This is a genomic window from Sphingomonas sp. GC_Shp_3, from assembly GCF_026540945.1.
GTDB lineage: Bacteria > Pseudomonadota > Alphaproteobacteria > Sphingomonadales > Sphingomonadaceae > Sphingomonas.
Genome location: NZ_JALNUT010000012.1, coordinates 88,515 through 103,071, shown reverse-complemented (window position 1 = coordinate 103,071; position 14,557 = coordinate 88,515). Strand labels below are relative to the sequence as shown.

The 14,557-nt window shown below is 64.9% G+C and carries 18 protein-coding genes; 9 read left to right on the top strand and 9 right to left on the bottom strand.

What is annotated here, in order from left to right; translation table 11 throughout:
* A partial coding sequence (locus OXR00_RS17605) for a hypothetical protein (protein ID WP_267389528.1) occupies positions 1–1,281 on the top strand: 1,281 nt, incomplete at its 5' end.
* 44 nt (positions 1,282–1,325) lie between these two features.
* Positions 1,326–2,603 (top strand): ectonucleotide pyrophosphatase/phosphodiesterase, encoded by a 1,278-nt coding sequence (locus OXR00_RS17600; RefSeq protein ID WP_267389527.1) that lies wholly within the window; start codon positions 1,326–1,328, stop codon positions 2,601–2,603.
* A gap of 93 nt (positions 2,604–2,696) precedes the next feature.
* On the opposite strand, the gene OXR00_RS17595 is transcribed toward OXR00_RS17600, so the two are convergent.
* From OXR00_RS17595 to petA, 5 genes are all read right to left on the bottom strand, one after another.
* Positions 2,697–3,167 carry a hypothetical protein gene (locus OXR00_RS17595; protein ID WP_267389526.1) on the bottom strand — a complete coding sequence of 157 codons (471 nt, stop codon included), beginning with the start codon at positions 3,165–3,167 and terminating at the stop codon, positions 2,697–2,699.
* Positions 3,168–3,373: 206 nt separating this feature from the next.
* Complete coding sequence (locus OXR00_RS17590; protein WP_267389525.1) at positions 3,374–3,916, bottom strand: adenine phosphoribosyltransferase; 543 nt, start codon at positions 3,914–3,916, stop codon at positions 3,374–3,376.
* Positions 3,917–3,919: 3 nt separating this feature from the next.
* Positions 3,920–4,771, bottom strand: coding sequence for a cytochrome c1 (locus OXR00_RS17585; protein WP_267389524.1), 852 nt, complete (start codon positions 4,769–4,771; stop codon positions 3,920–3,922).
* Positions 4,772–4,782: 11 nt separating this feature from the next.
* On the bottom strand, positions 4,783–6,087 hold the full coding sequence (locus OXR00_RS17580) for a cytochrome b N-terminal domain-containing protein (protein WP_242151011.1): 1,305 nt from the start codon (positions 6,085–6,087) through the stop codon (positions 4,783–4,785).
* A gap of 12 nt (positions 6,088–6,099) precedes the next feature.
* Positions 6,100–6,684, bottom strand: coding sequence for a ubiquinol-cytochrome c reductase iron-sulfur subunit (petA, locus tag OXR00_RS17575; RefSeq protein WP_267389523.1), 585 nt, complete (start codon positions 6,682–6,684; stop codon positions 6,100–6,102).
* A 176-nt stretch (positions 6,685–6,860) separates the two neighbouring features.
* Here petA and OXR00_RS17570 point away from each other — a divergent pair, with 176 nt between their 5' ends.
* From OXR00_RS17570 to OXR00_RS17560, 3 genes are read left to right on the top strand one after another with little or no spacing between them, the layout of a single operon-like run.
* Positions 6,861–7,322 (top strand): tRNA (cytidine(34)-2'-O)-methyltransferase, encoded by a 462-nt coding sequence (locus OXR00_RS17570; RefSeq protein WP_267389522.1) that lies wholly within the window; start codon positions 6,861–6,863, stop codon positions 7,320–7,322.
* A gap of 41 nt (positions 7,323–7,363) precedes the next feature.
* The gene (hemF, locus tag OXR00_RS17565) at positions 7,364–8,206 is read left to right on the top strand and encodes an oxygen-dependent coproporphyrinogen oxidase (protein ID WP_267389521.1); all 843 of its coding nucleotides are present in this window, start codon (positions 7,364–7,366) and stop codon (positions 8,204–8,206) included.
* A gap of 4 nt (positions 8,207–8,210) precedes the next feature.
* Positions 8,211–8,810 (top strand): GNAT family N-acetyltransferase, encoded by a 600-nt coding sequence (locus OXR00_RS17560; RefSeq protein WP_267389520.1) that lies wholly within the window; start codon positions 8,211–8,213, stop codon positions 8,808–8,810.
* Here OXR00_RS17560 and OXR00_RS17555 read toward each other — a convergent pair.
* Both OXR00_RS17555 and OXR00_RS17550 read right to left on the bottom strand, forming a co-directional pair.
* A complete protein-coding gene (locus OXR00_RS17555) occupies positions 8,774–9,541 on the bottom strand; it encodes a hypothetical protein (protein WP_267389519.1) in 768 nt (255 codons plus the stop codon). The two genes, OXR00_RS17560 and OXR00_RS17555, sit on opposite strands and share 37 nt — an antisense overlap.
* 10 nt (positions 9,542–9,551) lie before the next feature.
* Entirely contained in the window at positions 9,552–10,379 is an 828-nt protein-coding gene (locus OXR00_RS17550) for a hypothetical protein (RefSeq protein WP_267389518.1), read from the bottom strand.
* A 113-nt stretch (positions 10,380–10,492) separates the two neighbouring features.
* Between OXR00_RS17550 and lipB the strand changes: the two genes are divergently transcribed.
* From lipB to OXR00_RS17535, 3 genes are all read left to right on the top strand, one after another.
* Entirely contained in the window at positions 10,493–11,179 is a 687-nt protein-coding gene (gene lipB, locus OXR00_RS17545; RefSeq protein WP_267389517.1) for a lipoyl(octanoyl) transferase LipB, read from the top strand.
* 66 nt (positions 11,180–11,245) lie between these two features.
* Positions 11,246–11,488, top strand: a complete 243-nt coding sequence (locus OXR00_RS17540) for a hypothetical protein (protein WP_242150993.1) — start codon at positions 11,246–11,248, stop codon at positions 11,486–11,488.
* A gap of 176 nt (positions 11,489–11,664) precedes the next feature.
* Positions 11,665–12,351 (top strand): hypothetical protein, encoded by a 687-nt coding sequence (locus OXR00_RS17535; protein WP_242150990.1) that lies wholly within the window; start codon positions 11,665–11,667, stop codon positions 12,349–12,351.
* Between the two features lie 52 nt (positions 12,352–12,403).
* Here OXR00_RS17535 and xth read toward each other — a convergent pair whose 3' ends face one another.
* Together xth and erpA are read right to left on the bottom strand one after the other, a co-directional pair.
* Positions 12,404–13,174: an exodeoxyribonuclease III gene (xth, locus tag OXR00_RS17530; protein ID WP_267389516.1), complete on the bottom strand. Its 771-nt coding sequence runs from the start codon at positions 13,172–13,174 to the stop codon at positions 12,404–12,406.
* Positions 13,175–13,187: 13 nt separating this feature from the next.
* Positions 13,188–13,526 (bottom strand): iron-sulfur cluster insertion protein ErpA, encoded by a 339-nt coding sequence (gene erpA, locus OXR00_RS17525; protein ID WP_267389534.1) that lies wholly within the window; start codon positions 13,524–13,526, stop codon positions 13,188–13,190.
* A 133-nt stretch (positions 13,527–13,659) separates the two neighbouring features.
* On the opposite strand from erpA, the gene OXR00_RS17520 reads away from it, so the two are divergent.
* A complete protein-coding gene (locus OXR00_RS17520; protein WP_267389515.1) occupies positions 13,660–14,505 on the top strand; it encodes an IclR family transcriptional regulator C-terminal domain-containing protein in 846 nt (281 codons plus the stop codon).
* Positions 14,506–14,557 lie beyond the last annotated feature (52 nt).

The following is a 14,557-nucleotide window of genomic DNA, read 5'->3' as shown; positions in this document are numbered from 1 at the left end:
GTACACATCATGCGGGAGATGACGATGCCGTCAAACCCGCCCGCCGCGATGCCGGGCAAGGCGATGCCAGCGCAGCCCACGCCCGCCGACACTGCGGCACCGCCGCACGACATGGCGGCGATGCCTGGCATGGTGATGGCCCTCGCTGGCTATGCCGAAGGCTCCGGCACCGCGCGCAACCCCGGCGCGGAGGGTATGATGCGCGGCCTGCATCTCGCCACCGGCGACTGGATGGTGATGCTGCACGGCTATGCCTTCGCCACCTACACCGATCAGGGCGGACCGCGCGGGCGTGATATGGGGTTCGTCACCTCGATGGCGATGCTCAGCGCGCGCCACGACCTCACGCCCGAAACGCATCTGCAACTGCGTACCATGCTCAGCCTCGACCCGCTGATCGGGCCACGCGGCTACCCCAATCTGTTCGCCACCGGGGAAACCGCCAACGGGCGCGATCCGCTGATCGACCGGCAGCACCCGCATGATCTGTTCATGGAACTGTCTGCCCGCATCGACCGCGATGTCGCGCCCGGCACCAGCCTGTTCCTCTACGGCGGCCCGGTCGCGGAACCGGCGCTGGGGCCGTCCGCGTTCATGCACCGCGCCTCCGCGCAGTATCAGCCGCTCAGCCCGATCACGCACCATTGGTTTGACAGCACGCACATCAGCTACGGCGTCGTCACTGCCGGCGTCGCCGCGACGCACTGGCAGATCGAGGCATCGGGTTTTCGCGGGCGTGAGCCGGACCAGTACCGCTGGAACATCGAGACGCCCGGCCTCGATAGCTGGAGCATCCGCGCGACGTGGAACCCGAGCGAGCATTGGTCCGCACAGATCAGCCACGGCCACATCACCAGCCCGGAACAGCTTGAACCCTTCACCAACGAGGCGCGCACCACCGCCAGCGTGCAATATGCCGGTGGCGGCCTTTCCGCGCTCGCCGCCTTTTCCGCCAAGAACAAGCTGCCCGGTCGCACGCTGACCGCGTTTCTCGGTGAGCTGAGCTGGGATTTCGCGCCCCGCGAGACGGTGTTCGGCCGCATCGAGAATGTCGCCAACGACGAACTGTTTCCCGATCTGCTCGATCCGCTGCATGGCGCGAAATACCGCATCAGCCTGTTCGAAGCCGGCTATGCGCACCGCCTGCGCCTCACCCGCGACACCGGCGTCGCGCTGGGCGGTGCGCTCGGCGTCTATGCCAAACCGGGCGCGCTCGACGCCGCGTACGGGCGCTTTCCGGTCAGCGCGAGCGTGTTCGCCAAATTCATGCTCGGAGGATGAGCGCTGTCTTGAAGATGTCGCGAAGCGGGCGCAGAGGGCGCCCCATGCGTTGGTATAGCAAAATCGTCGTCGCCGGGCTGTGCGCCAGCCTGCAAGCCTGTGTCACCCCGCCCGCCGCCGCACCCGCGCCGCCGGTGGCGCAGACGGAGGCGGCACGACAGCCGGTGACGATCCTCATCTCGATCGACGGATTTCGCAGCGACTATCTCCAGCGCGGCGTGACGCCGCGGCTGAACGCGCTCGCCGCCGCCGGGATCAGCGCGGTGATGCACCCTGCCTTTCCGTCCAAGACCTTCCCCAACCACTGGACGCTCGTCTCCGGGCTGCGGCCCGATCGCAACGGCATCGTCTCGAACAGCATGGAGGATGCCGCCCGCCCCGGTGAGACCTTCACCATGGCGACCGACGATCCATTCTGGTGGAACGAGGCAAAGCCGATCTGGGTCGATGCCGAACAGGCCGGCATCCACACGGCCACGATGTTCTGGCCCGGTGCGAACGTCGCCTGGGGCGGTGCGGTAAAGCCGAACAGCCACGGCGCGACCACCGGCGGTACCCGGCCGGAAGACTGGATGCAGTTCAACCAGGCGGTGACCGGCGCGCAGCGGGTCGAGGGCGTGCTCGACTGGATGCGCCGACCGGCCGCGATCCGGCCGCGCTTCGTGACGCTCTATTTCGATACGGTCGATAGTGCCGGCCACATGTTCGGTCCGGACGACGCGCGCACCACTGCTGCCGTCGCCGACGTCGATACGCTGATCGGCAGGCTGACCGATGGGCTGCGTGCGCTTGGGCAACCCGCCAATCTCGTCATCGTCGCGGATCACGGCATGGCGGCGACGAGCAGCGAGCGTACCATCGCGCTCGACCGGATCGCCAACCCGGCCGACTACCGCGTGTTCGAAACCGGTCCGTTCGCGTCGCTGTCGGCGGTGCCGGGGCATGAGGCGGCGCTGGAAAAGGCGCTGTTCGCGCCGCACGCGCATCTGCATTGCTGGCGCAAGTCGGATATTCCGGCGCGGTTCCATTACGGCGCCAATCCGCGCATCCAGCCGTATTTCTGCCTCGCTGATGCCGGCTGGGAAACCGCCAAGACCACGCCAGACAAGCCGCGCACCGGCGGCGACCACGGTTACGACAACATGGCGCCGGAGATGAACGCGCTGTTCATCGCCAGCGGCCCTGCGATCAGGCCCAAGGGCAAGCTCGCCGCGTTCGACAATGTCGATGTGTACCCGCTCTTGCGCGATCTGCTGGCGCTGCCGCCCGCTGCGGGGGTGGATGGCAACGATGCGCCGTTCCGGGACGCGCTGCGACGGTGATACAAAACGGGCGGCGTGTCATCGACACGTCGCCCGTTTGGGATTTGGGTAAGCTAGGCTGGCGGTGTGTACGACCGCCGCGCCGCTCGCCGATCAGTGGTGGTGACCGCCACCGCCACGGCCGTGGAACCCGCCGCCACCGCCGCCGTGGAAGCCACCACCGCCCGGACCGCGACCACCGCCGCCATGGAAGCCACCGCCACCCGGACCGCGACCGCCCTGAATGCCGCCGCGTGCGCCACCGAAGTCGCGCCACATCGGGCGTACATCACGGTGCGCGTTGTTCCAGGTCTGCGAACGCCCGCGCCAGTAGTTCTGCTGACCACCATCCCACCGATGGCGACCACGGTTGCGATCATAGACGTAATAGCCGGTGCCCGGATAATAATAGTCGCCGTACCAGCCCCAGTATGGATCGGCGTTGAAGCCACCATAATAGGGATCGTAGCCGTCGCTGACATAGCCGACGCCACCGCCGTAGCCATAGCCATCATCGACACAGGCGGATAGGCCCACCGCAGCGGCAAGGCCAAGACCGGCAATCAGGATTTTGCGTGAAAGCATGGTTTTACTCCAACAGGACGCGGTGCCGCGAGACCTGCGGCGCATCATGTCGGATCAACGATATATTGTCGCCAGAGTTCCATATCCGTTCCCCCCACGAAACACGGGGTTGCGGTAACCTGCCCAACTGGTCGCGATGGCCACGGCAGATTGCCGGATCGGCCGCGCCGGATGCTGATCACTGCACGCTCAGCCGTGACGAGAGCTCAGTGCCCGTCGAACGCGATCAGCGCGTCGACCGAAAGCCCGTCGCCGCGCAGCGCGTCGGCACCGCCGAGATCGGGCAGGTCGAGCAGGAACTGCACCTGCTCCACCACCGCGCCCGCCTTGCGCAACAGCCGCACCGCCGCGCGTGCGGTACCGCCAGTCGCGATGAGATCGTCGACCAGCAACACGCGCTGGCCGGGCACCAGTGCGTCCTCGTGGATGGCGATGCGATCGGTGCCGTATTCCAGCACGTAATCCTCGGCGATGGTCGCGCCGGGCAGCTTGCCGTCCTTGCGGATCAGCAGCACGCCCGCGTTCAGCGGCGCTGCCAGCGCGGCGGCGAAGATGAAGCCGCGTGCCTCGATCCCCGCGACCAGATCGACTTTCCCCACCACTCGCGCCGCCATCCGCGCGATCGCCTCGGCAAAGCCGTTCGCGTCGAGCAGCAGCGTGGTGATATCCCGGAACATGATCCCCGGTTTGGGGAAATCCGGGATGGTGCGGATCAGGGCTTTGAGATCGTCGTTCTGGCCTGCGGTCATTCTCTAGTGTTTCACGTTACGCCAGACGTTCTGATACGCGCCGTATGCGAGGAAGCAGAACACCAGCAGGAACCCAAGCACGGCCAGGCCGGCGCCGTGGCGGGTATCGAGATTGGGTTCGGCTGTCCATGTCAGAAACGCCGCAACGTCCTTCGCCATCTGGTCGACCGTCGGCCTGGTCCCGTCGAGATACTGGACCTGCCCGTCGGACTTGAGCGGCGGCGGCATCGCGATGTTGAGGTTGGCGAAATACTGATTGTAGTACAGGCCCTTCGGCGTCTTCACGTCGGGGAACTTGGCGAGCAGATCGGCCGGCTGATTCACATAGCCATGCCCGACCAGCGAGTAGATATAGTCCGGCCCCTCATGCCGCGCCTTGGTCATCAGCGAGAGATCGGGCGGGACAGCATTGTTGTTGGCGGCGCGTGCGGCCACGTCGTTGGCGAACACCAGCGGGAAATGGTCGGACGGGATGTTCTTGCGCGTGGCGATTTCGCCGGTGTCCGGGTTGATGCTCGGCTGTTCGATCTGCCAGCCCGCGGCGATCGCCTTCACCTGACCATCGTCATAGCCGAGCTTCTTGAGGTCGCGGAACGACACCAGCCGGATCGAATGGCAGGCCGAGCAGACCTCCTTATAGACCTGGAAACCGCGCTGAAGCTGACGCAGATCGAACTTGCCGAGCACGCCCTCCGATGGCAGTTCGGCACTGAGCAGCGGGTGCTGCGAGCGGACGTAATGTTCGGCGGTCGGCGCGGGCGGATCGGTGACGACACCGATGACCGACCAGAGCAGCGACCAGGCCAGCACGGCGACGATGCCGAGGCCGACAATCCCGGAAATCCAGCGAATCATGGTCGTCCCCCTTATTCGGCTGCCAGCACGGAACCGCTAACCGCGGATTTCGTCGGGCTGGTGCCGCCATGCTTCGCCAGCACCGCCTCGGTGATCGAGGTCGGCAGTGGGCGCGGACGCTCCATCCGCGACACGATCGGCAGGATGACGAGGAAATGTGCGAAATAATAGGCCGCCGCGACCTGCGCCGTGATGACGTAGAGCGGCTCCGCCGGCGATCCGCCGCACCAGCCCAGCACCAGCACGTCGGCCACCAGAATCCAGAAGAAGGTGCGGTACACCGGTCGGTAATTGGTCGAGCGGACCGGCGAACTGTCCAGCCACGGCAGGAAGAACAGCAGCGCGATCGACCCGAACATCGCCAGCACGCCCCACAGCTTCGCGGGGAGGATGAAGTCCGACGTGAACGAACGCAGGATCGCGTAAAACGGCCAAAAATACCATTCCGGCACGATGTGCGCGGGCGTGGAAAGCGGGTTGGCCGGAATGTAATTGTCCGGATGGCCGAGATAGTTCGGCGCGAAGAAGATCAACCCGGCAAACACCACCAGGAAGATGCCCAGCCCGAAGCCGTCCTTCGCGGTGTAATAGGGGTGGAACGGTACGGTATCCTGCTCCCCCTTCACGTCGACGCCGGTCGGGTTGTTCGAGCCCGGAATGTGCAACGCCCAGATGTGCAGCACGATCACGCCCGCGATCACGAACGGCAGCAGATAGTGCAGCGAGAAGAAGCGGTTGAGCGCGGCGTCATCAGGAGCGTAGCCGCCGAGCAGCCACACGCGGATGGTATCGCCGACGATCGGGATAGCCGAGAAGAAACCGGTAATGACCTGCGCGCCCCAGAAGCTCATCTGTCCCCATGGCAGCACATAGCCCATGAACGCAGTCGCCATCATCAGCAGGAAGATGACCACGCCGAGCAGCCACACCATCTCGCGCGGCGCCTTGTACGATCCGTAGTAGAGGCCCCGGAAGATGTGGGTGTAGACCACGATGAAGAACATCGACGCGCCGTTCGCGTGCGCATAGCGCAGGAACCAGCCGGCGTTGACGTCGCGCATGATGTGTTCGACCGAGTCGAACGCGACGCCGCCGTTGGCGGCATAATGCATCGCCAGCACGATGCCGGTGATGATCTGGATGCCAAGCGCGGCACCGGCGAGCACGCCGAAGTTCCAGAAATAGTTGAGGTTGCGCGGCACCGGATAGCCTGCGCCGACCGCATTGTAGACGAGGCGCGGCAGCGGCAGCCGTTCGTCCACCCATTTGGTGACGCCGTATTTCGGTTCGTAATGCTTGGCCCAGGGAAAGCTCATCTCAGTGCATCCTCAACCGACGGTGACCGTCGTGTCCGACGAGAAGGTGTATGGCGGCACGGCCAGGTTCTTCGGCGCCGGCCCTTTGCGGATGCGCGCGGCGGTATCGTACTGCGAGCCGTGGCACGGGCAGAAATAGCCGCCGAACTGGCCGCGGTTCTCGCCCTCGTGGATACCGAGCGGGATGCAGCCGAGATGCGTACACACGCCGAGCGTGATCAGCCAGTTGGCCTTGCCGGGCTTGGTGCGCTCCGCCAGAGTCTGCGGGTCGCGCAGTTCGGACAGCGGCACGGCATTCGCCTCCTCGATCTCTTTCGGGGTGAGGTGGCGCACGAACAGCGGCTGCTTGCGGAAACTGGTGACGACCCCCTGCCCGGCCTCGATCTTCGACAGATCGACCTCGGTGGTGGATTGCGCCAGCACGTCCGCCGACGGACTCATCTGGTTGATGAGCGGCAGCACCACGATCGCGCCGCCGACGCCGGCCCAGGCCACCGCCGCGATGTTGATGAAGTCGCGCCTACGCGGATCGTCTTCGCCCTCGTGATACGGGGCGGGGTCCTCTCCGGGTGGCACGGCATGATCGAGTGTTGCCATTTCTCTGCCCTTGTCTTCCGTGTCGACCGTTGCGGCCTCGGCGGTGGGTCTTTTCTGAGGTGAAACGCGCTAGACGCTGCCACCCTGAACCTCTCCGTCCCCACGGGAGGTAGTGATCTGATAGACGGAGGTGGCGCGCTTTGCCAACAGCAATTTACCTCTGTTAAAGGCGCGCGATGCGGATCGCTTTGTACCAGCCCGAAATCGCCGGCAATGTCGGCACTATCCTGCGCATGGCAGCGTGTTTCGGCGTCGCGGTCGATCTGATCGAGCCGATGGGCTTTGCATATAGCGATCGCGCGCTGGCGCGGGCGGGCATGGACTATGCGCGCGCCGCCGAAGTGCGTCGTCATATCGACTGGTCCGCGTTCGTCGAGACGGCACCGTCACGCCTGGTGCTGCTGACGACACGCGGCGGCACCCGGCTTGATGCGGCCAGCTTCGACGCGGGCGACACCTTGCTGTTCGGGTCGGAGGGCAGCGGCGTGCCGCAGCCGGTGCACGATCGCGCCGACGCGCGTATCCGCATCCCGCTTGGTGCCGGCATGCGCTCGCTCAACCTCGCGGTGGCGTGCGGCATCGCGCTAGGCGAGGCGTTGCGGCAGACGGATGGTTGGCCGGGCGATGCCGAGTTTTGACCACTCGACTTGCGCGGGCGTCTCGCGCAAGAGCAACCGTCATGCAACCGCTCGACGAACAGCAAACCGCCGCCCGCACCTGGTTTGAGCATCTGCGCGACCTAATCTGCGCGGAATTTGAACGTATCGAGACCGAAGCCGGGTCCGACGCGATTTTCGAATACACCCCTTGGGACCGCACCGATCCGTCTGGTGCGCCCGGAGGCGGTGGTGTGCGCGGCGTGATGAAGGGCAAGGTCTTCGAAAAGGTCGGCGTGAACGTCTCGACCGTCGGCGGCCAGCTCGAAGGTGAGTTCGGCAAGACCATCCACGGCGCAGCGGACGACCCGAGTTTTTGCGCGACCGGCATCAGCCTCGTCGCGCATATGGCCAACCCGCACGTCCCCGCCGTCCACATGAACACCCGCTTCCTGACGACCACCAAACGCTGGTTCGGCGGCGGCGCCGATCTCAATCCCCCGCTGCCGGTGAAAGAGGACACCGCCGCTTTCCACGCCGCGATGAAGGCAGCGTGCGACGCGCATGATCCGGCGCATTACCCGCACTTCAAGGCATGGGCCGACACCTATTTCTACATACCGCACCGCAAGGTGCATCGTGGTGTGGGGGGCATCTTCTACGATCATCTCGAAGGCGATTTCGACGCCAATTTCGCCTTCACCAAGGACGTCGGCCGCGCGTTTCTCGAGATCTTTCCCAAGATCGTGCGGCGGCGAATGGACACGCGCTTCGATGCGGTGGACCTCGCCGCGCAGCGCGCATGGCGGGGGCGCTATGCCGAATTCAACCTCGTCTATGATCGTGGCACGCTGTTCGGGCTCAAGACCGGCGGCAACATCGACGCCATCCTGATGAGCCTGCCACCGGTCGCGACCTGGAGTTGAGCCCGTGGGTCTGACCGGCGTGCGCGCGACCGACGTGGCGACGATCGTCACCACGCTGGAGATGCGCGCGCGGCCTGACGTGACGCAGGCGCTGGTATCACCGTTGCGGCTGGTGCGGCTCGAAAGCCCCACACCCGATCGCTACCGGGCGCTGTTCCGCGCCGTCGGGGAACGCTGGCTGTGGTTCTCGCGGCTGGTTATGGATGATCCGACACTGACGGCCATCATCCACGATCCCGATGTAGCGGTGTTCGCGGCTGTGGACCCGGCGGGCAAAGACGCTGGCATGCTGGAACTCGATTTCCGCCGCCACGGCGAATGTGAGCTCGGCTATTTCGGGCTGGTACCGGATCTCGCCGGACAAAAGCTCGGTCGCTGGTTGATGGCAGAGGCGCTTGGCCGAGCGTGGGCACCCGGTGTGGAGCGGGTATGGGTCCATACCTGTACGCTCGACCACCCATCGGCGCTAAACTTCTACCGCGCGTCCGGTTTCACGCCAATCGCACGCACGATCGAGACGTTTGCCGATCCGCGCATCCTGGGGCTGCTACCCGAATCGGCCGGTCCTCACGTGCCGCGGTTGAGCGCCAGCGCTTCGCGGTAAAGCGCGATCCGCACCAGAATCCCCGCAGTCAGCGTCACCGTCAGCGTCGCCGCCGCCATTGCGTCGAGCAGCGCCGCCGCGACCGGGTTGGCCATCGGCGCGCCACCCATCGTCCGCCCCGCCACCGCAAAGGGCAACGCGACAAGCTGCCCGCCGAACAGCAGCAGGCCGGCGATCGCCATCATCACGACACCGTTGCCACGCGTCAGCCGCACACTGCGCTGAAGCGCGGCCACCACGCCGATCGGCTGCTCGGCGACGATGACCGCCCCGCTCAGCAATAGCCGCCCCAGCAGGTACAGCGACGGCAGCACCAGCACCACGCCGATCGCCGGCAGCATGAACAGCCCCGCCGGAAGCGACACCAGCAGCGCCGCAAGGAAGTAGCGCGGGAACAGCCGCAGCGCATCCGCCAAAGCGTCGCGGAGCGCAGGCTGCCCATTGCCGAGATACAAAAGCAGCATCACCAGGCTGCCGAACAAGGTCAGCAGTTCCGCGCCGAACAGCCAAGGACCATATGCGCCGAACCAGCCGGTAAATGCCTCCAGCCACGTCCGCACCGCCGCTTCATCAGGCTGCCCCTCCGGCATCATCGGGGCGACCGGTACCAGCAGCGAACAGGCAAATTGGGGCAGGAACACGAAGAACCCCGTAACGCGCAGCAACAAGTCCCAATCTGCTCGCCACATCTCCCACGCGGTACGAAGTGCACGGCCTATGTTGATCTTCATAAACAACTTTTCATGCGAGTTCGATGACCGCTTCACGAACGTCGCGAACCGCGACGAACAGGCGCGCGGCAAAAATGACGGCCAGGATGGAAAACCCCGTCTGAACGAGTGCAACCAGGATCGCGGTGATGATCGTCGCAAAATTCACCGGGCCCGCGCCCAGCGCGAACAGGCCAAGGATCGTACCGAAAACCGTCCGCGTCGCCATCGTCGCGACTTGCGAGACGATGATGTACAGCAGCAGCACACCGACCAGCTTCAGCGTCAGCCCGCGTGTCAGCCGCAGCGATCGTGGCAGCGCGGATACGCCCCGCCGCTCCGCCACCAGCGCCGGGTCGACAAGCAGCAGCCGGGCGAACAGGATCAGCACCAACACCGTGAAAAAGAGGCTGTACACCAGCGCAAACACGGCCGGCCCGAATGCTATCGTCGGCATGGCGCCGGGCGCCGGCATCTGCCCGGGCACGATCCCGCCGAGCGCGAACGCGACGAAGATCGGAGCCGCCGCCACCACAACAATACCGAGTTCGATCACCGCGACGAGCAGCTTAGCCGGCAGCCGCGCCGCCCCGATACGGATCGCCCCCGATGAGTCGACCGGCTCGATCACGAGTGCTGTCAGTGCGAGATTACCCCACAAGGTCACGATGCTCATCGCCAGCGTGGCAAGGCCGAACACGATGTTTGCTGGCGTCGCGTCGCGACCGACCAGCGGCATGAGGTTGCCGAGCAGCGCCATCGGCACGAAGATCAGCGGAACCGCAATGCGCAGCACCGCGCCGAAGCGATCGCTGATGAACCCCGACGTTCCGTCCCACGTTGTCCCGATGCTGACCATGCGTCCCCCGACAAAAGCGCCGCCGTTGCGTAGCGTTAGCGCAAGCGGCGGAAGCTTGCCAACCGATCCCGCATAATCTTGCGCTTGGCAGCACTTGAGCGCAATCGACGGCGATGGATTTGACGACCGAGATCGAATGGCGTGTCGAGCCGACGCGCATGCCCTATCAGGATGCGCTCGCGACGATGGAGGCGCGTGCCGCCGCCGTTGCCACGGGCGACGCGCGAGAGCTGGTGTGGTTGCTCGAACACCCGCCTGTGTACACCGCCGGCACCAGCGCGAACCCCGCCGAGCTGCTCGATCCGCGCTTCCCGGTGGTTCAGACCGGGCGTGGCGGCCGCTTCACCTATCACGGCCCCGGCCAGCGGGTCGGCTATCTTGTGCTCGATCTCAACACGCGCGGACGCGACATCCGCCACTTCATCTGTTCACTGGAAGGATGGCTGATCGACGCACTCGCTCAACTCGGCATCGTCGCGTTCCGCGCACCCGGTCGGATCGGCATCTGGACGCGCACGGCCGATGGCGCGGAGGCCAAGATCGGCGCGATCGGGGTACGTGTCCGACGCTGGGTGACATTGCACGGTTTCGCGATCAACCTCGCGCCCGATCTGTCGCATTTCACCGGCATTGTGCCATGCGGCTTGCCCGACTTCGCCGTCACCAGTGCACGGGCGCTTGGCAAAGCGAGTGATTTCACCACCTTCGACGCTGCGCTGGCAGCTACGTTTCCGGCGTTTCTACAGCGTTTGCGCGGCAGTGCGGAAAACAGCCTTGAGGCAAAAGCCGGTTCAGACTAATATCCCCCTCGATTTGGGTAATAAGGTCAGACGGCCACCCGGGTCGCCTATCTAGGGAGCTTTTCTATGCGTGCATTCATTTCCAAGGTCGCTGTCGTGTCGCTCGTCGCCGCTGCTGCGGTTTCGCTGTCGGCTTGCGGCAAGACCACGTCGACCACCGACAACACCACTGTCACCGACCTGAACTCGATGGACAGCACGGACACGATGTCCGACAACATGACCGCAGTCGACGGCACGATGGCTGACAACGGCATGATGGGCGACAACGGCGCGATGATGTCGAACGGTTCGTCGAACGCGATGTAATCACCGGCAACGGTGTTCTGAAAGGCCGTCCGGACCATCCGGGCGGCCTTTTTGATTCCGTCGATCTGATCCGTCGCAAATCGACAAACCGTTACGGCGTCGTGCGAAATAGGGTTTGGACAGCGGCGCGAAACGCCCTAAACATAGTAAAGATCCAATTTGCCTGAGAGAAAAAGATGAAACTGTCGCGTGCGTTAGGCGGAATTGCTGCGGTGTGTGCAGCGACGCTTTCTCTCCCTGCCAACGCGCAGTTCTTTTTCTCGCCGCACGATATGACGGCGCCGCCGATTACCGGCACCGAGGCCAATTTCGCGACCGATTTCCCGAAGGCCACGCCTACGGAGGTCCGCGCCGCGCTGGTGTGGCAGATGCGCGCCGCGCTGAACGTCGCGGCGCTGCAATGCCAGTTCGAGCCGACGCTGCTCGCCGTGCCGAACTACAATGCGGTCCTGTTCAACCATAAGGACGAGATCAAGAAGTCGTACGATACCGTCACCAAATATTTCATCCGGGTCAACAAGACGCCCAAGGCCGGGCAGACCGCTTTCGATCATTTCGACACGCGCAATTACTCGACCTTCACCGCCGTCGATGCACAATATGGCTTCTGCCAGACGGCTGCGCAGATCGCGGTCAAAGCCGCGATGGCGCCGCGCGGCCAGTTCTACAAAGTCGCACTGGAAGAGAGCGGCACGCTCCGCAACAGCCTCGTTTATTGGGGTGACCAGCGCTTCCCGCGCCATCCCGTGATCGCAACTGCAAAGGGTATACCGAACCTCGATCCGCGCTGCTGGGACAAAAAGGGCCAGTGGGTCGAGAAGACATGCGGTGCACAAGACACCAATCTCGCCAGCGTAAAGTAATCGGGCGGGGGCGCCGGAGAGCAAAGCTTTCCGGCGCTCCCGCCGAAACGACTTATCTGAGGCGCGCCCAGGTGGGGGCATGATCGCTCGCCTTCTCACGACCGCGATATTCCTTGTCGACGCCGGCGTCGACAAGCCGGTCCGCAGCGATCGGTGATAGCAGCAGGTGATCGATACGGAAGCCGGCGTCGCGCTGCCATGCACCCGCCTGATAATCCCAGAACGTCCAGACGCCGCCTTTAGGATGCCGCGTCCGCAACGCATCGGTCCACCCTTGCGCGACGAGCGCACGAAACCCTGAGCGGCTTTCCGGCTGCATGAGCGCATCACTGGCCATTGCACGCACCGAGAAGGTGTCATCATCATTGGGGATGACGTTGTAGTCGCCCGCCAGCACGACCGCCCGCTCCTCGCCCAGAAGATCCCTCGCACGCGTCGTCAGCCGCTCGATCCAGCGCAACTTGTAATCGAACTTAGGCCCGGGGAGCGGATTGCCGTTGGGGAGGTAGATCGAGGCGACGATCAACCCATCGACATCCGCTTCGAGGTAGCGGCTGTGGTCATCCTCGCTCTCACCGGCAAGGCCGCGTTGCCGTTCTACCGGCTCGACGCCTTTCGCCAGCACCGCAACACCGTTGAACCCCTTCTGGCCATGCCACACCGCACCATAGCCCGCATCCCGGATTTCGGTGATCGGGAACGTCTCATCCGTCGTCTTCAACTCCTGAAGGCAGACGATCTCAGGCTGTTGCTCGGTAAGATACTCGATCAGGCGCGGCAGGCGTGCCTTGATGCCGTTGACGTTGTAGCTGACGATCTTCACGATGTAGCGGCGATCAGATCGAGAAACTGGAACCGCAGCCGCAGCCCGACGCCGCCTGCGGGTTGGTCACGCGAAATGCCGCGCCGCCGAGTTCCTCGACGTAATCCACTGCCGCGCCGCGGACGAGATCCAGACTGACCGAATCGACCACCAGCCGCACCGCGCCGTTTTCCGCCACCGCGTCGTCACTCTGCACCGTCTCAGCGAACCCGAACTTGTATTGGAAGCCAGAACAGCCTCCCCCATCTACCGACAGTCGCAGGATCGGCGGCTTGCCCTGTTTGGCCGCGATGGCTGCGACGCGGGCAGCAGCGGAGTCGGTCAGGGCGATTTCGGGAGCGAGTGTGGCCATGACGTTGAGATAGGCGGTGCCAAGCCGCACGGCAACCGCTCCATCCCGGCTCGACGCGGTGGCCGACACCGCTTAGACCGACAGCCTTTACCGGCCGGATCGGACGGTACGGTTATGATTACAGGAGGATGTGTTGGCGACCCCGATGAGCCCCGCCGCGCTGGCGCCCGATGATGATACCGAGGTCGCGCGGCCGGCACCCGAACGCAACCTCGGCGCGCAGACGCTGGAGCGCGGGCTGACGTTGCTCGCGCTCGCCGCGTCGGAACCGATGACGGTCGGCAACCTTGCAAACGCCAGTGGCCTGCCGCTGAGCATCGTGCGGCGGCTTGTTAAGACGCTCATCGCCCGCGAGTTTCTCGCGATTGCGCCGGACAGCGTCGTGCGCGGCGGCGGCGAATTGCTGCGGCTGAGCCAGGCGTCGCTACAACGGCTCGACCTGGTTTCCGTGGCGCGGCCGTGGGTGCTTGCGCTTGCGCGTCAGACCGGGCTGAGCGCCTTCCTCGGGCGGCGCGAGCTCGACAAATCGGTGCACCTGATGCGCGCAGCTGGCGCGGAGCGGGTGGCTGTGACGACTGGTGCCGGCAGTACGCGATTCCTGCCGGAGACCGGACTTGGCAAGGCGCTGCTGCTGGACGACGATGTCGCGAGCTGGACCGAATTGTTCGGCGCGATCGCGGCGGAAGAGCGCGGCGACTGGCTTGCCGAGATGACCCTCGCGGCGGAACGCGGCGTCGTGCTCAAGATCGGTCCCGCGCCTGATTGCATCAATGCGGTCGCCGCACCCGTGCGCGATGCGACCGGCAAGATCGTAGCGGCGATTAACGTCGCGGCACAGGCGCAATACCTCGACGATGAACGCATGGCGGAGGTTGCGACCGCCGTTCTCGACACCGCGCTGTCGATCAGCCGGGAGTTGGGCTTCTCACCCGACCTAGTGTCGAAGCCGCCATCGACAAAACGCGCGCGGAAAGTCTGAGAAGGACACAAAAAAGGCGCCGGTCACGAGACCGGCGCCTTTTTTTTAGTGC

Excerpts from the sequence above, each read along its gene's own strand:
- OXR00_RS17535 (WP_242150990.1), top strand. The coding sequence starts at position 11,665 with ATGAAACTGTCGCGTGCGTTAGGCGGAATTGCTGCGGTGTGTGCAGCG.
- OXR00_RS17540 (WP_242150993.1), top strand. The coding sequence starts at position 11,246 with ATGCGTGCATTCATTTCCAAGGTCGCTGTCGTGTCGCTCGTCGCCGCT.
- OXR00_RS17600 (WP_267389527.1), top strand. The coding sequence starts at position 1,326 with ATGCGTTGGTATAGCAAAATCGTCGTCGCCGGGCTGTGCGCCAGCCTG.
- OXR00_RS17550 (WP_267389518.1), bottom strand. The coding sequence starts at position 10,379 with ATGGTCAGCATCGGGACAACGTGGGACGGAACGTCGGGGTTCATCAGC.
- OXR00_RS17590 (WP_267389525.1), bottom strand. The coding sequence starts at position 3,916 with ATGACCGCAGGCCAGAACGACGATCTCAAAGCCCTGATCCGCACCATC.
- erpA (WP_267389534.1), bottom strand. The coding sequence starts at position 13,526 with ATGGCCACACTCGCTCCCGAAATCGCCCTGACCGACTCCGCTGCTGCC.
- petA (WP_267389523.1), bottom strand. The coding sequence starts at position 6,684 with ATGGCAACACTCGATCATGCCGTGCCACCCGGAGAGGACCCCGCCCCG.
- OXR00_RS17585 (WP_267389524.1), bottom strand. The coding sequence starts at position 4,771 with ATGATTCGCTGGATTTCCGGGATTGTCGGCCTCGGCATCGTCGCCGTG.
- lipB (WP_267389517.1), top strand. The coding sequence starts at position 10,493 with ATGGATTTGACGACCGAGATCGAATGGCGTGTCGAGCCGACGCGCATG.
- hemF (WP_267389521.1), top strand. The coding sequence starts at position 7,364 with ATGCAACCGCTCGACGAACAGCAAACCGCCGCCCGCACCTGGTTTGAG.
- OXR00_RS17555 (WP_267389519.1), bottom strand. The coding sequence starts at position 9,541 with ATGAAGATCAACATAGGCCGTGCACTTCGTACCGCGTGGGAGATGTGG.
- OXR00_RS17580 (WP_242151011.1), bottom strand. The coding sequence starts at position 6,087 with ATGAGCTTTCCCTGGGCCAAGCATTACGAACCGAAATACGGCGTCACC.
- OXR00_RS17570 (WP_267389522.1), top strand. The coding sequence starts at position 6,861 with ATGCGGATCGCTTTGTACCAGCCCGAAATCGCCGGCAATGTCGGCACT.
- OXR00_RS17595 (WP_267389526.1), bottom strand. The coding sequence starts at position 3,167 with ATGCTTTCACGCAAAATCCTGATTGCCGGTCTTGGCCTTGCCGCTGCG.